This is a genomic window from Mesorhizobium sp. P3_A9 (assembly GCF_056402975.1).
On the sequence record NZ_JBFUGJ010000038.1, the window covers coordinates 1 to 14,035 of the forward strand.

Annotated in this window: 13 protein-coding genes; 8 read left to right on the forward strand and 5 right to left on the reverse strand. The window is 62.7% G+C overall.

Translation table 11 applies throughout. The annotated features are described in order from the left end of the window. Window positions 1-96 precede the first annotated feature (96 nt). Genes AC1DX0_RS08990 through AC1DX0_RS09010 form a run of 5 tightly spaced genes read left to right on the forward strand, consistent with a single transcriptional unit; the run spans window position 97 to window position 5,297 of the window. The gene (locus AC1DX0_RS08990; RefSeq protein WP_477224235.1) at window positions 97-1,641 is read left to right on the forward strand and encodes a sugar ABC transporter ATP-binding protein; all 1,545 of its coding nucleotides are present in this window, start codon (window positions 97-99) and stop codon (window positions 1,639-1,641) included. Further along, complete coding sequence (locus AC1DX0_RS08995) at window positions 1,638-2,615, forward strand: ABC transporter permease (protein ID WP_477224236.1); 978 nt, start codon at window positions 1,638-1,640, stop codon at window positions 2,613-2,615. Before AC1DX0_RS08990 ends, AC1DX0_RS08995 begins: the two co-directional genes overlap by 4 nt. After that, window positions 2,612-3,607: an ABC transporter permease gene (locus tag AC1DX0_RS09000; RefSeq protein WP_477224237.1), complete on the forward strand. Its 996-nt coding sequence runs from the start codon at window positions 2,612-2,614 to the stop codon at window positions 3,605-3,607. The genes AC1DX0_RS08995 and AC1DX0_RS09000 overlap by 4 nt, the downstream gene beginning before the upstream one ends. Further along, window positions 3,607-3,924 carry an L-rhamnose mutarotase gene (gene rhaM / locus AC1DX0_RS09005; protein ID WP_477224238.1) on the forward strand — a complete coding sequence of 106 codons (318 nt, stop codon included), beginning with the start codon at window positions 3,607-3,609 and terminating at the stop codon, window positions 3,922-3,924. The genes AC1DX0_RS09000 and rhaM overlap by 1 nt, the downstream gene beginning before the upstream one ends. Next, on the forward strand, window positions 3,921-5,297 hold the full coding sequence (locus AC1DX0_RS09010; protein ID WP_477224239.1) for an FGGY-family carbohydrate kinase: 1,377 nt from the start codon (window positions 3,921-3,923) through the stop codon (window positions 5,295-5,297). The genes rhaM and AC1DX0_RS09010 overlap by 4 nt, the downstream gene beginning before the upstream one ends. Here the strand turns inward: AC1DX0_RS09010 and AC1DX0_RS09015 are convergent, their stop codons facing one another. From AC1DX0_RS09015 to galE, 3 genes are all read right to left on the reverse strand, one after another. After that, window positions 5,298-7,124, reverse strand: coding sequence for an alanine racemase (locus tag AC1DX0_RS09015; RefSeq protein WP_477224240.1), 1,827 nt, complete (start codon window positions 7,122-7,124; stop codon window positions 5,298-5,300). It abuts the gene before it with no gap. A 362-nt stretch (window positions 7,125-7,486) separates the two neighbouring features. Then, entirely contained in the window at window positions 7,487-8,737 is a 1,251-nt protein-coding gene (locus AC1DX0_RS09020; protein ID WP_477224241.1) for a D-amino acid dehydrogenase, read from the reverse strand. Between the two features lie 104 nt (window positions 8,738-8,841). After that, on the reverse strand, window positions 8,842-9,837 hold the full coding sequence (galE, locus tag AC1DX0_RS09025) for a UDP-glucose 4-epimerase GalE (protein WP_477224242.1): 996 nt from the start codon (window positions 9,835-9,837) through the stop codon (window positions 8,842-8,844). Between the two features lie 266 nt (window positions 9,838-10,103). Here galE and hemA point away from each other — a divergent pair, with 266 nt between their 5' ends. Next, window positions 10,104-11,381 carry a 5-aminolevulinate synthase gene (gene hemA / locus AC1DX0_RS09030; protein WP_477224243.1) on the forward strand — a complete coding sequence of 426 codons (1,278 nt, stop codon included), beginning with the start codon at window positions 10,104-10,106 and terminating at the stop codon, window positions 11,379-11,381. A 68-nt stretch (window positions 11,382-11,449) separates the two neighbouring features. Here the strand turns inward: hemA and AC1DX0_RS09035 are convergent, their stop codons facing one another. Both AC1DX0_RS09035 and mscL read right to left on the reverse strand, forming a co-directional pair. Then, the gene (locus AC1DX0_RS09035; RefSeq protein ID WP_477224244.1) at window positions 11,450-12,616 is read right to left on the reverse strand and encodes a pyridoxal phosphate-dependent aminotransferase; all 1,167 of its coding nucleotides are present in this window, start codon (window positions 12,614-12,616) and stop codon (window positions 11,450-11,452) included. Between the two features lie 105 nt (window positions 12,617-12,721). Continuing rightward, the gene (gene mscL, locus AC1DX0_RS09040; RefSeq protein WP_477224245.1) at window positions 12,722-13,144 is read right to left on the reverse strand and encodes a large conductance mechanosensitive channel protein MscL; all 423 of its coding nucleotides are present in this window, start codon (window positions 13,142-13,144) and stop codon (window positions 12,722-12,724) included. Window positions 13,145-13,430: 286 nt separating this feature from the next. Between mscL and AC1DX0_RS09045 the strand changes: the two genes are divergently transcribed. Beyond that, window positions 13,431-13,733: a hypothetical protein gene (locus AC1DX0_RS09045; RefSeq protein ID WP_477224246.1), complete on the forward strand. Its 303-nt coding sequence runs from the start codon at window positions 13,431-13,433 to the stop codon at window positions 13,731-13,733. Further along, window positions 13,708-13,998: a type II toxin-antitoxin system RelE/ParE family toxin gene (locus AC1DX0_RS09050; protein WP_477224247.1), complete on the forward strand. Its 291-nt coding sequence runs from the start codon at window positions 13,708-13,710 to the stop codon at window positions 13,996-13,998. The genes AC1DX0_RS09045 and AC1DX0_RS09050 overlap by 26 nt, the downstream gene beginning before the upstream one ends. Window positions 13,999-14,035: the final 37 nt, after the last annotated feature.

A 14,035-nucleotide genomic window follows, 5' to 3' on the forward strand; every position in this document is an offset into this window, starting at 1 on the left:
ACAGCTATTGATCTGAAGCCACTTCACGCTGTCGCGGCGGGGCTCACGTCCCGCCGCGGCTTTAAACGGACCTTAGTTTCAGGGCTTGATACGGATATGGACACGACAGCCCAGCACGGCACGGCAAAGGAGGAGAGGCCTCTGGCCTCCACACCACGCCTGACGCTGTCCGGCGTCTCCAAGAGCTTTCCCGGCGTGCGGGCGCTGCACAATGTCAGCCTGTCGCTCTATCCCGGCGAAGTGACGGCGTTGATCGGCGAAAACGGCGCCGGCAAGTCGACGCTGGTCAAGATCATGACCGGCATCTACCAGCCCGACGCCGGCACGATCAGCATTGACGGCCAGGCCGTGACACTGCCCAGCGCGCATGCCGCCTTCGGCCATGGCGTCACTGCCATCCATCAGGAAACCGTGCTGTTCGACGATTTGAGCGTCGCCGAAAACATCTTTCTCGGCCATGCGCCGCGCTCGCGTTTCGGCACCATCGACTGGCGCACGATGCGCAAAAATGCACGTGAAGTGCTGGACACCATGCATGCCGGCCATATCGACGCCGACGCACGACTGAAGGACCTCGGCATCGCCAACAAGCACCTGGTCGCGGTGGCGCGGGCCATGTCGATCGACGCGCAGATCGTCATCATGGACGAGCCGACGGCAGCCCTTTCGATGAAGGAGATCGAGGAGCTCTTTTTGCTCATTGAGTTCCTCAAGAGCGAAGGCAAGGCGATCCTGTTCATCAGCCACAAGTTCGACGAGATCTACCGCATCGCCGACCGCTACACCGTGTTCCGCGACGGCGAGATGGTCGGCGAAGGCCTGATCAAGGACGCCAGCCAGAGCCAGATCGTGCGCATGATGGTCGGCCGCTCCGTCGACCACATCTTCCCGCAGCGCAAGGCCGAGATCGGCGCCCCGGTGCTGTCCGTCTCCGGCCTGTCGCACCCGACCGAATTCAACGACATAGGCTTCGAACTGCATAAGGGCGAAATCCTCGGCTTCTATGGCCTTGTCGGTGCCGGGCGCAGCGAGGTGATGCAGGCGATCTCAGGCATCACCCGTACGTCAGTCGGCACCATCACGCTAGACGGCAAGATGATCGCGCCCAAATCGGCGGCGGATTCGATCGAGGCCGGTATCGTCTACGTGCCGGAAGAGCGCGGCAAGCAAGGCGTGGTGATCGGTCTGCCGATCTTCCAGAATGTCTCGCTGCCTTCGCTCAAGCGCACGTCCAAGTCAGGCCTGCTGCGACTGTCGGAGGAGTTTGCACTTGCCCGCTCCTACACCGAGCGGTTGGACCTCAGGGCGTCCTCGCTCAGCCAGGATGTCGGCACACTGTCGGGCGGCAACCAGCAGAAGATCGTCATCGCCAAATGGCTGGCAACCGCACCCAAGGTGATCATCCTGGACGAACCGACCAAGGGCATCGATATCGGCTCCAAGGCCGCCGTGCACGGCTTCATGGCCGAACTCGTAGCTCAAGGCCTGTCGGTGATCATGGTGTCGTCGGAACTGCCGGAGATTCTCGGCATGTCCGACCGCGTCGTCGTCATGCGCGAAGGCCTTGTCGCGGCCGTCTATGACAATACGGGACTGGACGCCGAGACGCTGGTCCGCACGGCAGCGGGGATCGCGGCATGAAGGCTCTTCTGAAGTATCGCGAAATCTGGCTGGCTGCGGCGATCATCGTTTTGATCGGGCTGATCTCGACCCGTTTCCCGGCCTTCGCCGACCCGGGCAATCTGCGCCAGGTGTTCAACGACACCTCGATCCTGATGATCCTGGCGCTTGGCCAGATGGTGGTCATCCTGACGCGGTCGATCGACCTGTCGATGGCGTCCAATCTCTGCTTCACCGGCATGGTGGTGGCGATGCTGAACGCAGCGCATCCGGCGATCCCGATCCCGCTGCTAATCGTCATCGCGCTCGCCGTCGGCCTGGTGCTGGGCGCCATCAATGGCCTCCTGGTGTGGCGGCTGAACATTCCATCGATCGTGGTCACTTTGGGCACGCTGACCATCTATCGCGGCGCCACTTTCGTTCTGTCAGGCGGGGCCTGGGTCAATGCCGACAAGATGAGCCCTGAATTCATCGGCTTCCAGCGCGCGGCCTTCCTTGGCATTCCGGTGTTGTCGTGGATCGCGATCCTGGTCATCGCGTCGTTCTTCGTGCTGATGACGCGCACGGCGCTCGGCCGCTCGATCTATGCCATCGGCGTCAATCCGACGGCCTCGGTCTATACCGGCATCGATGTCGGCCGGACCAAATTCATCGTCTTCTGCATCTCCGGCATGATCGGCGGGCTTGCCGGTTATCTCTGGATCTCGCGCTACGTGATCGCGTCGGTCGAGGTCGCCAACGGCTATGAGCTCAACATCATCGCCGCCTGCGTCATCGGCGGCATTTCGATCGCGGGCGGAATCGGCTCGGTCGGCGGCGCGGTGCTCGGCGCCCTGTTCCTCGGCATCATTTCCAACGCACTGCCGGTGATCAACATCTCGCCCTTCTGGCAGATGGCGATTTCGGGCAGCGCCATCATCCTGGCCGTCGTGCTCAATGCGCGCGGCGAACGCCAGCAGGGCCGTATCATCCTGCGAAAAGTGGAGGCGGCATGACCGACGTCCCTGCCCCGCGCCACATTCCCGACCGGCTCGACAAACCGTTCCGCTCGGCGATCTTTTCCTGGGAGGCGCTGCTGGTCGTGGTGGCCGTCGCCATCTTCGCCATCAACAGCTTTGCTTCACCCTATTTCCTCGACCCCTATTCGCTGTCGGACCTGACCTTCAACTTCACCGAGAAGGGCCTGATCGCCTTCGCCATGGCGCTGCTGATCATTTCGGGCGAGATCGACCTCTCGGTCGCCGCCATCATCGCGCTGGCCTCGACGATGATGGGCATGGCGGTGCAGGCCGGCGCCGGAACACCGGTCCTCGTGCTGATCGGCATCGTCGTCGGTCTCGGCTGCGGCGCCTTCAACGGGCTGCTGGTGACCAGGCTCGGCCTGCCCTCCATCGTCGTCACCATCGGCACGATGAGCCTGTTTCGCGGTATCGCCTTCATCATTCTCGGCGACCAGGCCTACAAGGGCTATCCCGAAAGCTTCGCCTTCTTCGGCCAGGGCTATGTCTGGTGGGTGGTGTCGTTCGAACTGGTGCTCTTCCTCATCGCGGCCGTCGTCTACTGGTTCCTGCTGCATCGCACGAGTTTTGGCCGCCGTGTCTTTGCCATCGGCAACAACCCGATAGCTGCGCAGTTTTCGGGCGTGCGCGTCGGCCGTATCAAATTCATCCTGTTTTGCCTGACCGGGCTGATGTCGGGCATCGCCTCGGTGCTGATCACCTCGCGGCTCGGCTCGACAAGGCCGTCGATCGCGCAGGGTTATGAACTCGAAGTCATCACCATGGTGGTGCTCGGCGGCGTCAGCATTCTGGGTGGCGCCGGCAGTATTGTCGGCGTCGTGCTCGCCGCCTTCATCATGGGGCTGGTGACCTTTGGGCTCGGCCTGCTCAACGTGCCCGGCATTGTCATGTCGATTTTCATCGGCCTGCTGCTGATCATCGTCATCGCCCTGCCGATCGTCTGGCGGCGCCTGCGCGGGGGGCGGTGATGCCGGAGAAATATGCGTTCAAGATGAAGCTCAAGCCGGGCATGAGGGCTGAGTACAAGAAACGCCACGACGAGATCTGGCCATCGCTGGTCGCGCTGCTGAAGCAGGCCGGCGTATCCGACTATTCCATCCATCTCGACGAGGAAACCAACATCCTTTTCGGCGTGCTGTGGCGGCGCGACGACCACGGCATGGCCGACCTGCCGAAGCATCCGGTGATGCAGCGCTGGTGGGCAGATATGGCCGACATCATGGAAACGAAACCGGACAATGAGCCGGTGGCCGTGCCCCTGGAAACAATGTTCCATATGGCATGAGTGCTCTGCGCCATATCGCCGTCATCGACATCGGCAAGACCAACGCCAAGGTGGCGCTGGTCGATCTCGTTACGCTGAGCGAGGTGGCGCTACGCCGCATGGCGAATGCGCCGCTGCGGCACGCGCCCTACCCGCATCACGATGTCGAGGCGCTGTGGACGTTCATCCTCAACAGCTTGGCCAGCCTCAACCGCCAACAGCGCATCGACGCCATTTCGATCACCACCCACGGCGCAACAGGCGCGCTGGTCGATGCCACGGGTGAACTCGTTTTGCCTGTCCTCGACTATGAATTCGACGGCCCCGACAGGCTGGCTGCCGACTATGACGCGATCCGTCCGCCCTTCACTGAAACCGGCACGCCACGGCTGCCGCTCGGCCTCAATCTCGGCGCGCAGTTCTTCTGGCAGCAGAAGCGTTTTCCGGCCGAGTTCGCCAGGGCTGCCGCGATGCTGATGTACCCGCAATACTGGGCGTTGCGGCTCACAGGAGTGACCGCCAACGAAGTAACGTCGCTCGGCTGCCACACCGATCTGTGGAACCCGTGGAGTGCTGAGTTTTCGACGATGGTCGACCGTTTGGATTGGCGCGACCTGATGGCGCCGGTGCGGCCGGCCAGGGATCGCCTTGGCCCGATCCTGCCTGGGCTGGCCGCACGAACCGGCCTTGATCCGCAAACACCTGTGTTCTGCGGCCTGCATGATTCCAACGCCTCGCTGCTGCCGCATCTCCTGTCCGACGCGCCGCCCTTCTCGGTCGTCTCGACCGGCACCTGGGTGGTGTCTATGGCCGTCGGCGGCAGAGAGATTGCACTCGACGCGGCGCGCGATACGCTGGTCAATGTCAGTGCGCTAGGTGAGCCCGTGCCGTCGGCCCGTTTCATGGGTGGCCGCGAGTTTTCGCTGCTCACTGCGGACAAGCCGCAGGATTGCAGCGGCAGCGATGTGCTGGCGGTCTTGGCAGGCAAGACCTTGCTGCTGCCGTCCACCCAGCAAGGGTCAGGGCCGTTCCCGCATCATGCCGCGACGTGGCTCAATGCCGACGGCATCGACATCGGCCGGCGTTTTGCCGCCATCTCGTTCTATCTGGCGCTGATGACAGCGACCTGTCTCGATCTGATCGGCGCCGACGGCCCGACCACTGTCGAAGGGCCGTTTGCCCGCAACCGGCTGTTTGTCGGCATGTTGGCGGCAGCGACCGCCCGCAGCGTCGTCGCATCGGAGGCCGCCACCGGCACCAGCATTGGCGCGGCATTGCTGGCATCGGCGGAGGTAACGACGCACGGCAAGGGCGAAAGAATAGAGCCGCCAACCGACGCGGTCTGGGCCGAATACGTCAGCGCATGGCGCGCGGCGGTCAAAGCGCTGGGGTGATCACAGGATCCGCTTGCCGAAGGCAGACATGACGAAGTTGACCGTGTCGGTGCCGATCCGAGGCTCCAGATTCGCGGTCAGGCCAGAAACATCCATCGACAGCAGGCCGCCGGAGAGCGCGATCGCCTCCATTGCCTGATGAGTCTCGCGCACCGTCAGCCCGCCGGAGCCGGCGGCCCAGCCGGCGAATTCGGTGGCCGTCGGGGAATAGCTGACATGGAAGCCCTGGGTGCCCGAGGTGGCGATGCGGATCGCCTCGTGCATCAGGTCGCGCATGCCCATGGCGTCGATGTCGGTCATGGTGAAGGCCGACACACGCGAATCTTTCAGCACCCGCGCCTCGGCCGGGTCGGCATGGCGTAGACCGACGATGACGACATTTTCGGGCGACAGCTGCGGCTGCAGCGCGCCGGCCTTATGGTCGAGACCAAGGGTGCGCGCCAGCACCGACGCTTCCGGCAGGTCAATGCCGTCCTCATCCTCGGGCATCAGGGCGGCGATGGAATCGATCCAGATCAGGCCGAAAGAATGGGTCGCGCGCGCCGTCGCGGTCAGCGCCTTGTGAGCGACGCGACGGTCGGTGCCAACACTCAGTCGGATCAGCCCGGAGGGTGGCCGCTCGATGTCCGCCAGTTCGACGACGTCGAAATTCATCGCCTCCAGCCGCGCGCCGGTTCCCTCGCGAGCGAGGATGCCGGCGGCTTCCTGCTCGGCCGAGATCGACACCATCTTGCGGTCGGAAAAATCGGCGACGTCATGCATCGGCGCCTTCTCGACATATTCCGAGGTCATCGCCAGCAGCATGGCGCCGTAGCTCATGCGGAAGGCGACGCGGTCGCCGACGGTGGGCCGCGGATCTGCATCCTGCACGTCGAGCAGCAGGTGGTCGCTGGAGGCGCCGAGCACTCGTATCCCTTTTGCGATGGGAGTTAGCCCTTCGACCAGCACGTCTTCGCGGCCGATGTTGGCGATGGCGCGCAGCCGGTCGCCTTCGTCCGGGAAAACAGGCTGGTTGCCGAAAGCGTCGTAACCGGACTCGCCGATCGGCCGCGACGGCTTGAGCTTGACCTCGATGATATCGCTGGTCAGGCGGCAGGCATCTGGTTCGAGTTCCGGCCACGGCACATCGCGGAAGGTTTCGACGCCGCCTTGCAGGATCGCCTCGCCGACCCTGAGATTGTTGATACCGGCCGGCAGTTTGCCTTCGAGCAGCAACGTCAGCGAGGACGAAGCCCCGCCTGAGATCCAATCGAGGCTTTTGCCCGACAGGCGCTCGGTCTTGTAGGCATGAGCGACGAGTTGGCCAAGATTCTCCGGTGTCGGCATGATGGCGCCGAAGCAGCCGAGATTGGTGCCGATCCCGGCGATCCGCACGCCCTTGAACTCGAGGATCCGTTCGACGGTGGGAATCAGGTCGCTCGGCCAGATGCCTTCACGGAGATCGCCAAGGTCGATCATCAGCATGATGTCGTGGACGCGGCCCATGCGCTCGGCGATGCGCGAGATCTCGCGAATGGTGGCGAGTTCCGACTGCAGGCTGACGTCGACGGTGCGCACCACCTCCTCGACACGCGCCATGGGCGGGCTGCGCAGCAGCATGATCGGCGCGTTGATGCCGCTGTCGCGCAACCGGCGGATGTTTTCGAAACGCGATTCGGCGATGCCGGCGACACCGCCGCGCAGCATGGCGCGCGCCACTTGCGGCATGCCGCAGGTGCCCTTGGTGACACCGAACACCTTGATATCAGACAGCGCACAGCGGTCGACGATGGTGCGGGCGTTGCGCTCGATGCGGCCAAGGTCGATGGCGACTTGCGGTCCCGACATTTTTTCACTCAGGGTTTGTAGAATCTGTCCGTCAGATGCATCGTCCAGATCGTCGTCAAAACTTGTCAAACTTGGCGCGGTGACGGTCTCAATGTTGGAAACCAGAGCAATTGTGTGTGGGCACGTCTTTCGATCGGAGAGGCCGGTAACACTGGTCGTTCATCATTCCGATGGTGAGTGGCAACTGACGTGCGGCGAACATGATCACCCCGCGGACTGCGGAGATTTCGAAGTCGTCGGTTTCGGCCATTTGACCGCAAGACAGGACAATCTGGCACAGATTGGCCAGCTTGAGCGCGGATGGCTTGCTGAATGGGTGCAGGGACAATGGACTCGATGCCAGCACGACGATTAGTGCTCCCTCAGTTGACGTAGACCAATCCCTGCGGGTCGATCTCCGGCTTGCGGCCGGCAACGAGGTCGGCCAGGAATTTGCCCGAGCCGCAGGCCATGGTCCAGCCGACATGGCCGTGGCCGGTGTCGAGATAGAGGTTCTTGTAGCGCGCCTGGCCGATGACCGGCACGGAGTTCGGCATCATCGGCCGCAGGCCGGCCCACAGTACAGCTTTCGTCTCGTCGAAGGCGCCGGGGAACAGATCCTTTCCGGTCCGGAACATGGTGGCGAAATCGCTGGGTTTGTGGGTGCGGTCGAAGCCGGTGAATTCGGCGGTCGAAGCCAGCCGCAGTCGATTGCCAAGGCGCGAATAGGCCATCAGCTGGTCCTCGTCGGCGCCACCCATGGTCGGCCCTTTGCTCTCGTCTTCCAGCGGAATGGTCGCTGTATAGCCCTTCACCGGATAGACAGGCAGGTCGATGCCACACCGGCGGCCGAGCAGGCCGCTTTCCGGCCCCATCGAAATGACCACGGCGTCACCTGTAACCGGCCCGGCCGAGGTCATCACCGCGCGCACGCGGTCGCCGTCGATATCGAGGCCTTCGACCGTGGTGTCGAACAGGAATTTGACGCCAAGCTTTTCGCGCGCATAGGCAGCGAGATTGTCGACGAAGATCCTGGAATCGCCGGTCTGGTCGATCGGCGAATAGACGCCGCCGGCGATCTTTTCCTTCACCCCGGCAAGACCCGGTTCGAGCTCGACCAGCCGGTCGCGGCCGACAATCTCGATCGGCAGGCCATGCTCGGCCAGATAGCGATAATTGTCGGTGCCGGTGTCGAGGCTGTGCTGCGAGCGGAAGAAATAGAGGATGCCTTTCTTGCGCTCGTCATAGTGGATGCCGGTGTCGGCCGAGATTGCGTTGATGCAGTCGCGCGAATAGAGCGCCAGGCGCAGTTTGACCTGGCTGTTGGCGCGCAGCCGCGCCACCGTGCACTGGCGCAGGAAGCGCAGGCTCCAGGCGAGGAAATAGGGATCGAAGCGCAGCCGCACCTTGATGCCGAGATCATGGTTGTAGAGCGCGCGCAAAAAGGTCTTCAGCGCCGCCGGCGAGGCCCAGGCGGTGGCATCGCCCGGCGACACCAGGCCGGCATTTGACTGGCTGGTGCCGCGCGCCGGCGCCGCATGGCGCTCGACCACGGTGACCTCGTGGCCATCGGCAGCCAGATAATAGGCGGCCGCCGTACCGACAACGCCGGCTCCAAGCACCACTATCTTCATGCCATCCCCCCCAAAGCTGTTCGCGGCGCAGCGCCTCCACGCTTGCCGCGAATGCCTTCCATAGCGCGTCGCCGCTTGCCTTGCGAGCCCTTGGGGAACCTGGCTCAGCCGCGCACGGAGTTCTTGCTGGTCAGGATGCGCTCCCAGGCGAGCGCGTCGGCAACGATCTGGTCGAGGTCGTCGCGTTGCGGCGTCCAGCCGAGTTCCGCCCGGGCGAGGTCCGAATTGGCGACCACGGCTGCCGCATCGCCAGGACGCCGGTCGCCCATCTTGACTTCGAAATCATGGCCGAAGGCACGCCGTACGCTGTCGATGACCTCGAGCACGGAATAGCCATGGCTGTAGCCGCAATTGGCGACGAGGCTTTGTCCCCCGGCGCGCAGCCGTTGCAGGGCCAGACGATGCGCCGCCGCAAGGTCGCTGACATGGATGTAATCACGCATGCAGGTACCGTCGGGCGTCGGATAGTCGGTGCCGAACACCTGCATGAACGGGCGCTTGCCGAGCGCAGTCTCGCAGGCGACCTTGATCAGATGGGTGGCGCCGGGCGTCGACTGGCCGGTGCGGCCCCTCGGATCGGCGCCGGCGACGTTGAAATAGCGCAGCGCGGTGTAGCGTATGGGATGCGCTGTCGCCGCGTCGCGCAGCATCCATTCGCTCATCAGCTTGGACAGGCCGTAAGGCGATTCCGGCGACAGGCGGGCATCCTCGCGCACCGGCTCCAGCCCGGCGCCGCCATACACGGCAGCGGTCGAGGAAAAGATGAAATGGGGCACGCCTTCGCGCACCGCGGTTTCAATCAGCGTGCGCGTCTTCGAGGTGTTGTTCTCGTAATAGGCGAGCGGGTCGGCGACCGATTCCGGGACCACGATGGAGCCGGCGAAATGGATGATGGCGTCGACATGATTGTCCCGGATGATCGATCCGACCAATTCCTTGTCGGCGACATCGCCGACGACGAGCTTTGCCTCCGGTGCCACCGCCCATTCGAAACCGGTGGAAAGCCGGTCGAGAACGACCACGCTTTCGCCGGCATCCAGCAATTCCCAGACCATGTGGCTGCCGATATAGCCGGCACCGCCTGTCACCAAAACCGTCATCCGCATCCTCGCATCTCAAGATTTATCGGAAACTGTCTCAAACACCGCTCTACTGGAAAGCCTGCCGCATGGCCATTAGAACCCTTGGTAACCGGCGTTCACCAAATGTGGCATCGTGCTGAAACAAAGTTGATCCACATCAAGGGAATAGGCCACGATCCGTGGTCGTTAGGAACAGGTTCGGGGCGTGGCATTTTGACCAAAACGGCCCGGTGGACGACCAATAGGGCAATGATTATGATCCCGCGCAAAATTGGGAAGCCGACATGAACTACCAGCGGTTCTTCGAAGAAGCGATCGATCAGCTCCACGCGGAGCGTCGCTATCGTGTCTTCGCCGACCTTGAGCGTATCGCAGGCAAGTTTCCGCGCGCCATATGGCGTTCGAATGGCCGTGCCGAGGAAATCACCGTCTGGTGCTCCAACGACTATCTCGGCATGGGCCAGCACCCCGATGTCATCGCCGCCTTCCAGGAAGCGGCCGGCAAGATGGGTTCGGGCGCCGGCGGCACCCGTAACATTTCCGGCACTTCCAACCCGCTGGTCGAGCTCGAGCATGAGCTTGCCGACCTGCACGGCAAGGACGCGGCACTGGTCTTCACCTCCGGCTTCGTCTCCAACGAAGCGTCGATTTCGACCATTGCGCGGCTTTTGCCGAACTGCCTGATCATCTCGGATGAACTGAACCACGCTTCGATGATCGAGGGCGTGCGGCGCTCGGGCGCCGAGAAGAAGATTTTCCGCCACAATGACGTCGCGCATCTGGAAAGCCTGCTGCAGGCGGCAGGGCGCGAGCGCGCCAAGCTGATCGTCTTCGAAAGCGTCTATTCGATGGACGGCGACATCGCGCCGATCAGAGAGATCGTCGAACTCGCCGAGCGCTACAACGCCATGACCTATATCGACGAGGTCCATGCCGTCGGCATGTACGGGCCGCGCGGCGGCGGCATCACCGAGCGCGAGGGCCTGGCAGACCGCATCGACATCATCGAAGGCACGCTCGCCAAGGCGTTCGGGACGCTGGGCGGCTACATCACCGGCACCAGCGCTGTCATCGACGCGGTGCGCTCCTATGCGCCGGGCTTCATCTTCACCACGGCATTGCCGCCGGCGATCGCCGCCGCGGCCACGACATCGATCCGCCATCTCAAGCGCTCGCAGGCCGAGCGCGACGCGCAGCAGCAGCAGGCGAGCCGAACCAAGCAGATCCTGTCGGCGGCCGGCCTGCCGGTGATGGAGTCGCCAACCCATATCGTGCCGGTGCTGGTCGGCGATCCGGAACTCTGCAAGATGGCCAGCGATCGCCTGCTTGGCGTGCACGGCATCTACATCCAGCCGATCAACTACCCGACCGTGCCGCGCGGCACCGAGCGGCTGCGCATCACGCCGACGCCGTTCCATTCCGACACGCTGATCGCGGGACTGCAGGACGCACTGGTCGAGACCTGGGATGCGCTGGGCATTCCCTACGGCTCCGCCGGCCGGCCCACTGTCGCCAAAAGCGATCGGATCGTTCCGCTGCTGGTGCCCAAGTCAGGCGGCTGAAGCCGGATTGAAACTCTACTCCGGCGGCCATCTGGCTCGCCGGAGTAGTTTTTGGATTCGTTAGCGGCTCAAACAGTCTTCATCCACTTTGCCAGCCGGTGTGCGGCTTCCTCGACCTGGTCGAGGCGGCGGTGGAAGCACAGCCTGAGGAAGGCTTCGCCGCCGGGACCGAAGGCTGTGCCCGGCGCCAGGCCGACATTGGCCTTGTCGACGATGTCGAAGGCGGCCGTGCGGGAATCGACGATGCCGTCGACGGTGAAAAACAGGTAGAAGGCGCCTTGCGGCACGGTAAACCTCGCGCGGCCGGTGGCGCCAAGAATGCCGCAGACCAGGTCGCGCGCCTTCCTCGCCCGCTCCACTTGTTCGGCAACGAAGCCATCGCCCTCGTCAAGGGCTGCGATCGCGCCGCGCTGCATGAACTGGGCGACGCCAGAATTCGAATACTGGATCAGGTTCTCGAACACCTGCTGCAGGGACGGATGCGTCTTGATCCAGCCGACACGCCAGCCGGTCATCGACCAGTTCTTGGAAAAGGAGTTGACGAACAGGATGCGATCTTCCGCCGTGGCGATGTCGAGGAAGGACGGCGCGCGCCCATGGCCATAGTGGAACCGCGAATAGATCTCGTCCGCGATGATCCAGACGTTCCTGGCGCGCGCGAGATCGAGGATCGCCTGCAAGGTCTCGTGATCGGCGGTCCAGCCGGTCGGGTTGGACGGCGTGTTGATGAACAGCGCCTTTGTGCGCGGCGTGATCGCCGCGGCGATCTTCTCGACGTCGCAGGACCAGCCATTGCCGGAATGGTCGAGCGTGACCGCTACCGGAACGGCTCCCGACAGGGCCGCGGCGGCATCGAAATTCGGCCAGGCCGGCGACAGATAGATCACTTCGTCGCCGGCACCGGCAAGAGCGGTCAGCGACATCTGGATGGCATGCATGCCCGACCCGGTGACGATGAACTGTTCCTCCGGGAAGGTCTTGCCGAAATGCCTGGCGTAGTAGCGTGACAGCGCCTGCCTCAGATCGGGAATGCCCCGCTGCCAGGTGTAGAACGTCTCGCCACCGGCCAGCGCCTTCGAGGCGGCATCGGTGATGAAGGCGGGCGTCGGCAGGTCGCCCTCGCCGGCCCAGAGCGGAATCAGACCCTCGCGAAGGCGGCCGTAATTGACGACGGCGACAATGCCGCTTTCCGGTGCGGCACGCGCTTCAGCGCGAAAGCTGTCGATCAGGCTCATGGATAAATCCGTTTCCTCTCAGTTTTGTCGCTCTTTACCAGATGCGAGAACAGAAAACCCCGGCCGCGAACGACCGGGGTTTTGGTCCAGCAATCGTTGGCCGAATTATCGCTTGGCGAGCAGATCGCGGATTTCAGTGAGCAATGCGACATCTGCGGGGGGCGGTGCTGCTGGCGCAGCAGGCTTCTCGCGCTCAAGCTTCCTACGCAGATTGTTCACGGCCTTGACCATCAGGAAGATGATGAAGGCAAGGATGACGAAATTCAGCACCACCGTAATGAAGCTGCCATAGGCAAAGACGGCACCCTCTTTCTTGGCCTCGGCCAGCGAGGCCGAATGGACGTTCGAGGACAATCCGAAGAAGTAATTGTTAAAGTCCAGGCCGCCGAAGATCGCGCCGACGATGGGCATGATGATGTCGTTGACAAGGGAATCGACGATCTTGCCGAAGGCCGCGCCGATGATGACGCCGACGGCCAAGTCCATCACATTGCCCTTGGAAATGAATTCCTGGAATTCTTTCAGCATTCGACCCTCCTTGTCATGACCGGCCGTGCTGCCGTTCCGTCCTTACGGCATCGACCCGGGAGCAACATAACAAAAACCTGAGGTTGCAACATGGGCAAAAAGGAGAAAACAACCGCTTTCTCCTTCCGTCGCGGCACCTGGGGCGGCAGTGTCGTTATGCTGACGCCTTTGCCGAACTTGACGCGTAACGTGCAAGGAACGTGAAATTTCATATCCCCACGATGCAAATCGAGACAGATACGGCCGATGGTCGTTCACTACGGCCAGCTCAGCTTGAATGCTCAGTATGAGCGGGAAAAGCTCATCGAGCGAACCAAGGAACGGCAAAGCCAACATTGAATTTCTGGAAATCATAGGCGTTTTCGCCTATAGTATGCTCATGAACATTCTCGAAACCATCAGCATTGACGTTTACCCGTGGGCGGCTCCGACAAAGGAGCAACGCGCGTGGTTTGACGCGCTTTCGCCCGATGAGAAGCGCAAAGCGATTCTGGCGGCCATCGACGAAGGCTTTGAGAGCCCCGGCAGCGAAAAGTCGATCGACGACATCATTCGGGAAGCGCGTGCCGAACTCCCGCATGCGCCATAGGATAACGCATCGCGCCGAACGCGATCTCAAAGACATTTACCGCTACACCTTCGAAAACTTCGGCCACACTCAGGCCGAAAAATACCTGCGTGAACTCGACGCGGTGTTTGAGTTGCTCGGCGACTATCCGAGCATGGGCCGGTTCTATGAAGGCAGGACCCATCAGTTCGTCCACGGCAGGCACATCATCCTCTACCGAATGGGTTTGGAGGAGATCGTCATTGGCCGTATTTTTCACGGCGCTCAGCGGCGATCTTCATCATAACAATATCGACGCGCCGATCTGATAACCGTCCTACACA

Bases quoted from the DNA above. Each gene is read 5' to 3' on its own strand.
- AC1DX0_RS08990 (WP_477224235.1), top strand. From the start codon at position 97: ATGGACACGACAGCCCAGCACGGCACGGCAAAGGAGGAGAGGCCTCTG.
- AC1DX0_RS08995 (WP_477224236.1), top strand. From the start codon at position 1,638: ATGAAGGCTCTTCTGAAGTATCGCGAAATCTGGCTGGCTGCGGCGATC.
- AC1DX0_RS09000 (WP_477224237.1), top strand. From the start codon at position 2,612: ATGACCGACGTCCCTGCCCCGCGCCACATTCCCGACCGGCTCGACAAA.
- rhaM (WP_477224238.1), top strand. From the start codon at position 3,607: ATGCCGGAGAAATATGCGTTCAAGATGAAGCTCAAGCCGGGCATGAGG.
- AC1DX0_RS09010 (WP_477224239.1), top strand. From the start codon at position 3,921: ATGAGTGCTCTGCGCCATATCGCCGTCATCGACATCGGCAAGACCAAC.
- AC1DX0_RS09015 (WP_477224240.1), bottom strand. From the start codon at position 7,124: ATGTCGGGACCGCAAGTCGCCATCGACCTTGGCCGCATCGAGCGCAAC.
- AC1DX0_RS09020 (WP_477224241.1), bottom strand. From the start codon at position 8,737: ATGAAGATAGTGGTGCTTGGAGCCGGCGTTGTCGGTACGGCGGCCGCC.
- galE (WP_477224242.1), bottom strand. From the start codon at position 9,837: ATGACGGTTTTGGTGACAGGCGGTGCCGGCTATATCGGCAGCCACATG.
- hemA (WP_477224243.1), top strand. From the start codon at position 10,104: ATGAACTACCAGCGGTTCTTCGAAGAAGCGATCGATCAGCTCCACGCG.
- AC1DX0_RS09035 (WP_477224244.1), bottom strand. From the start codon at position 12,616: ATGAGCCTGATCGACAGCTTTCGCGCTGAAGCGCGTGCCGCACCGGAA.
- mscL (WP_477224245.1), bottom strand. From the start codon at position 13,144: ATGCTGAAAGAATTCCAGGAATTCATTTCCAAGGGCAATGTGATGGAC.
- AC1DX0_RS09045 (WP_477224246.1), top strand. From the start codon at position 13,431: ATGAGCGGGAAAAGCTCATCGAGCGAACCAAGGAACGGCAAAGCCAAC.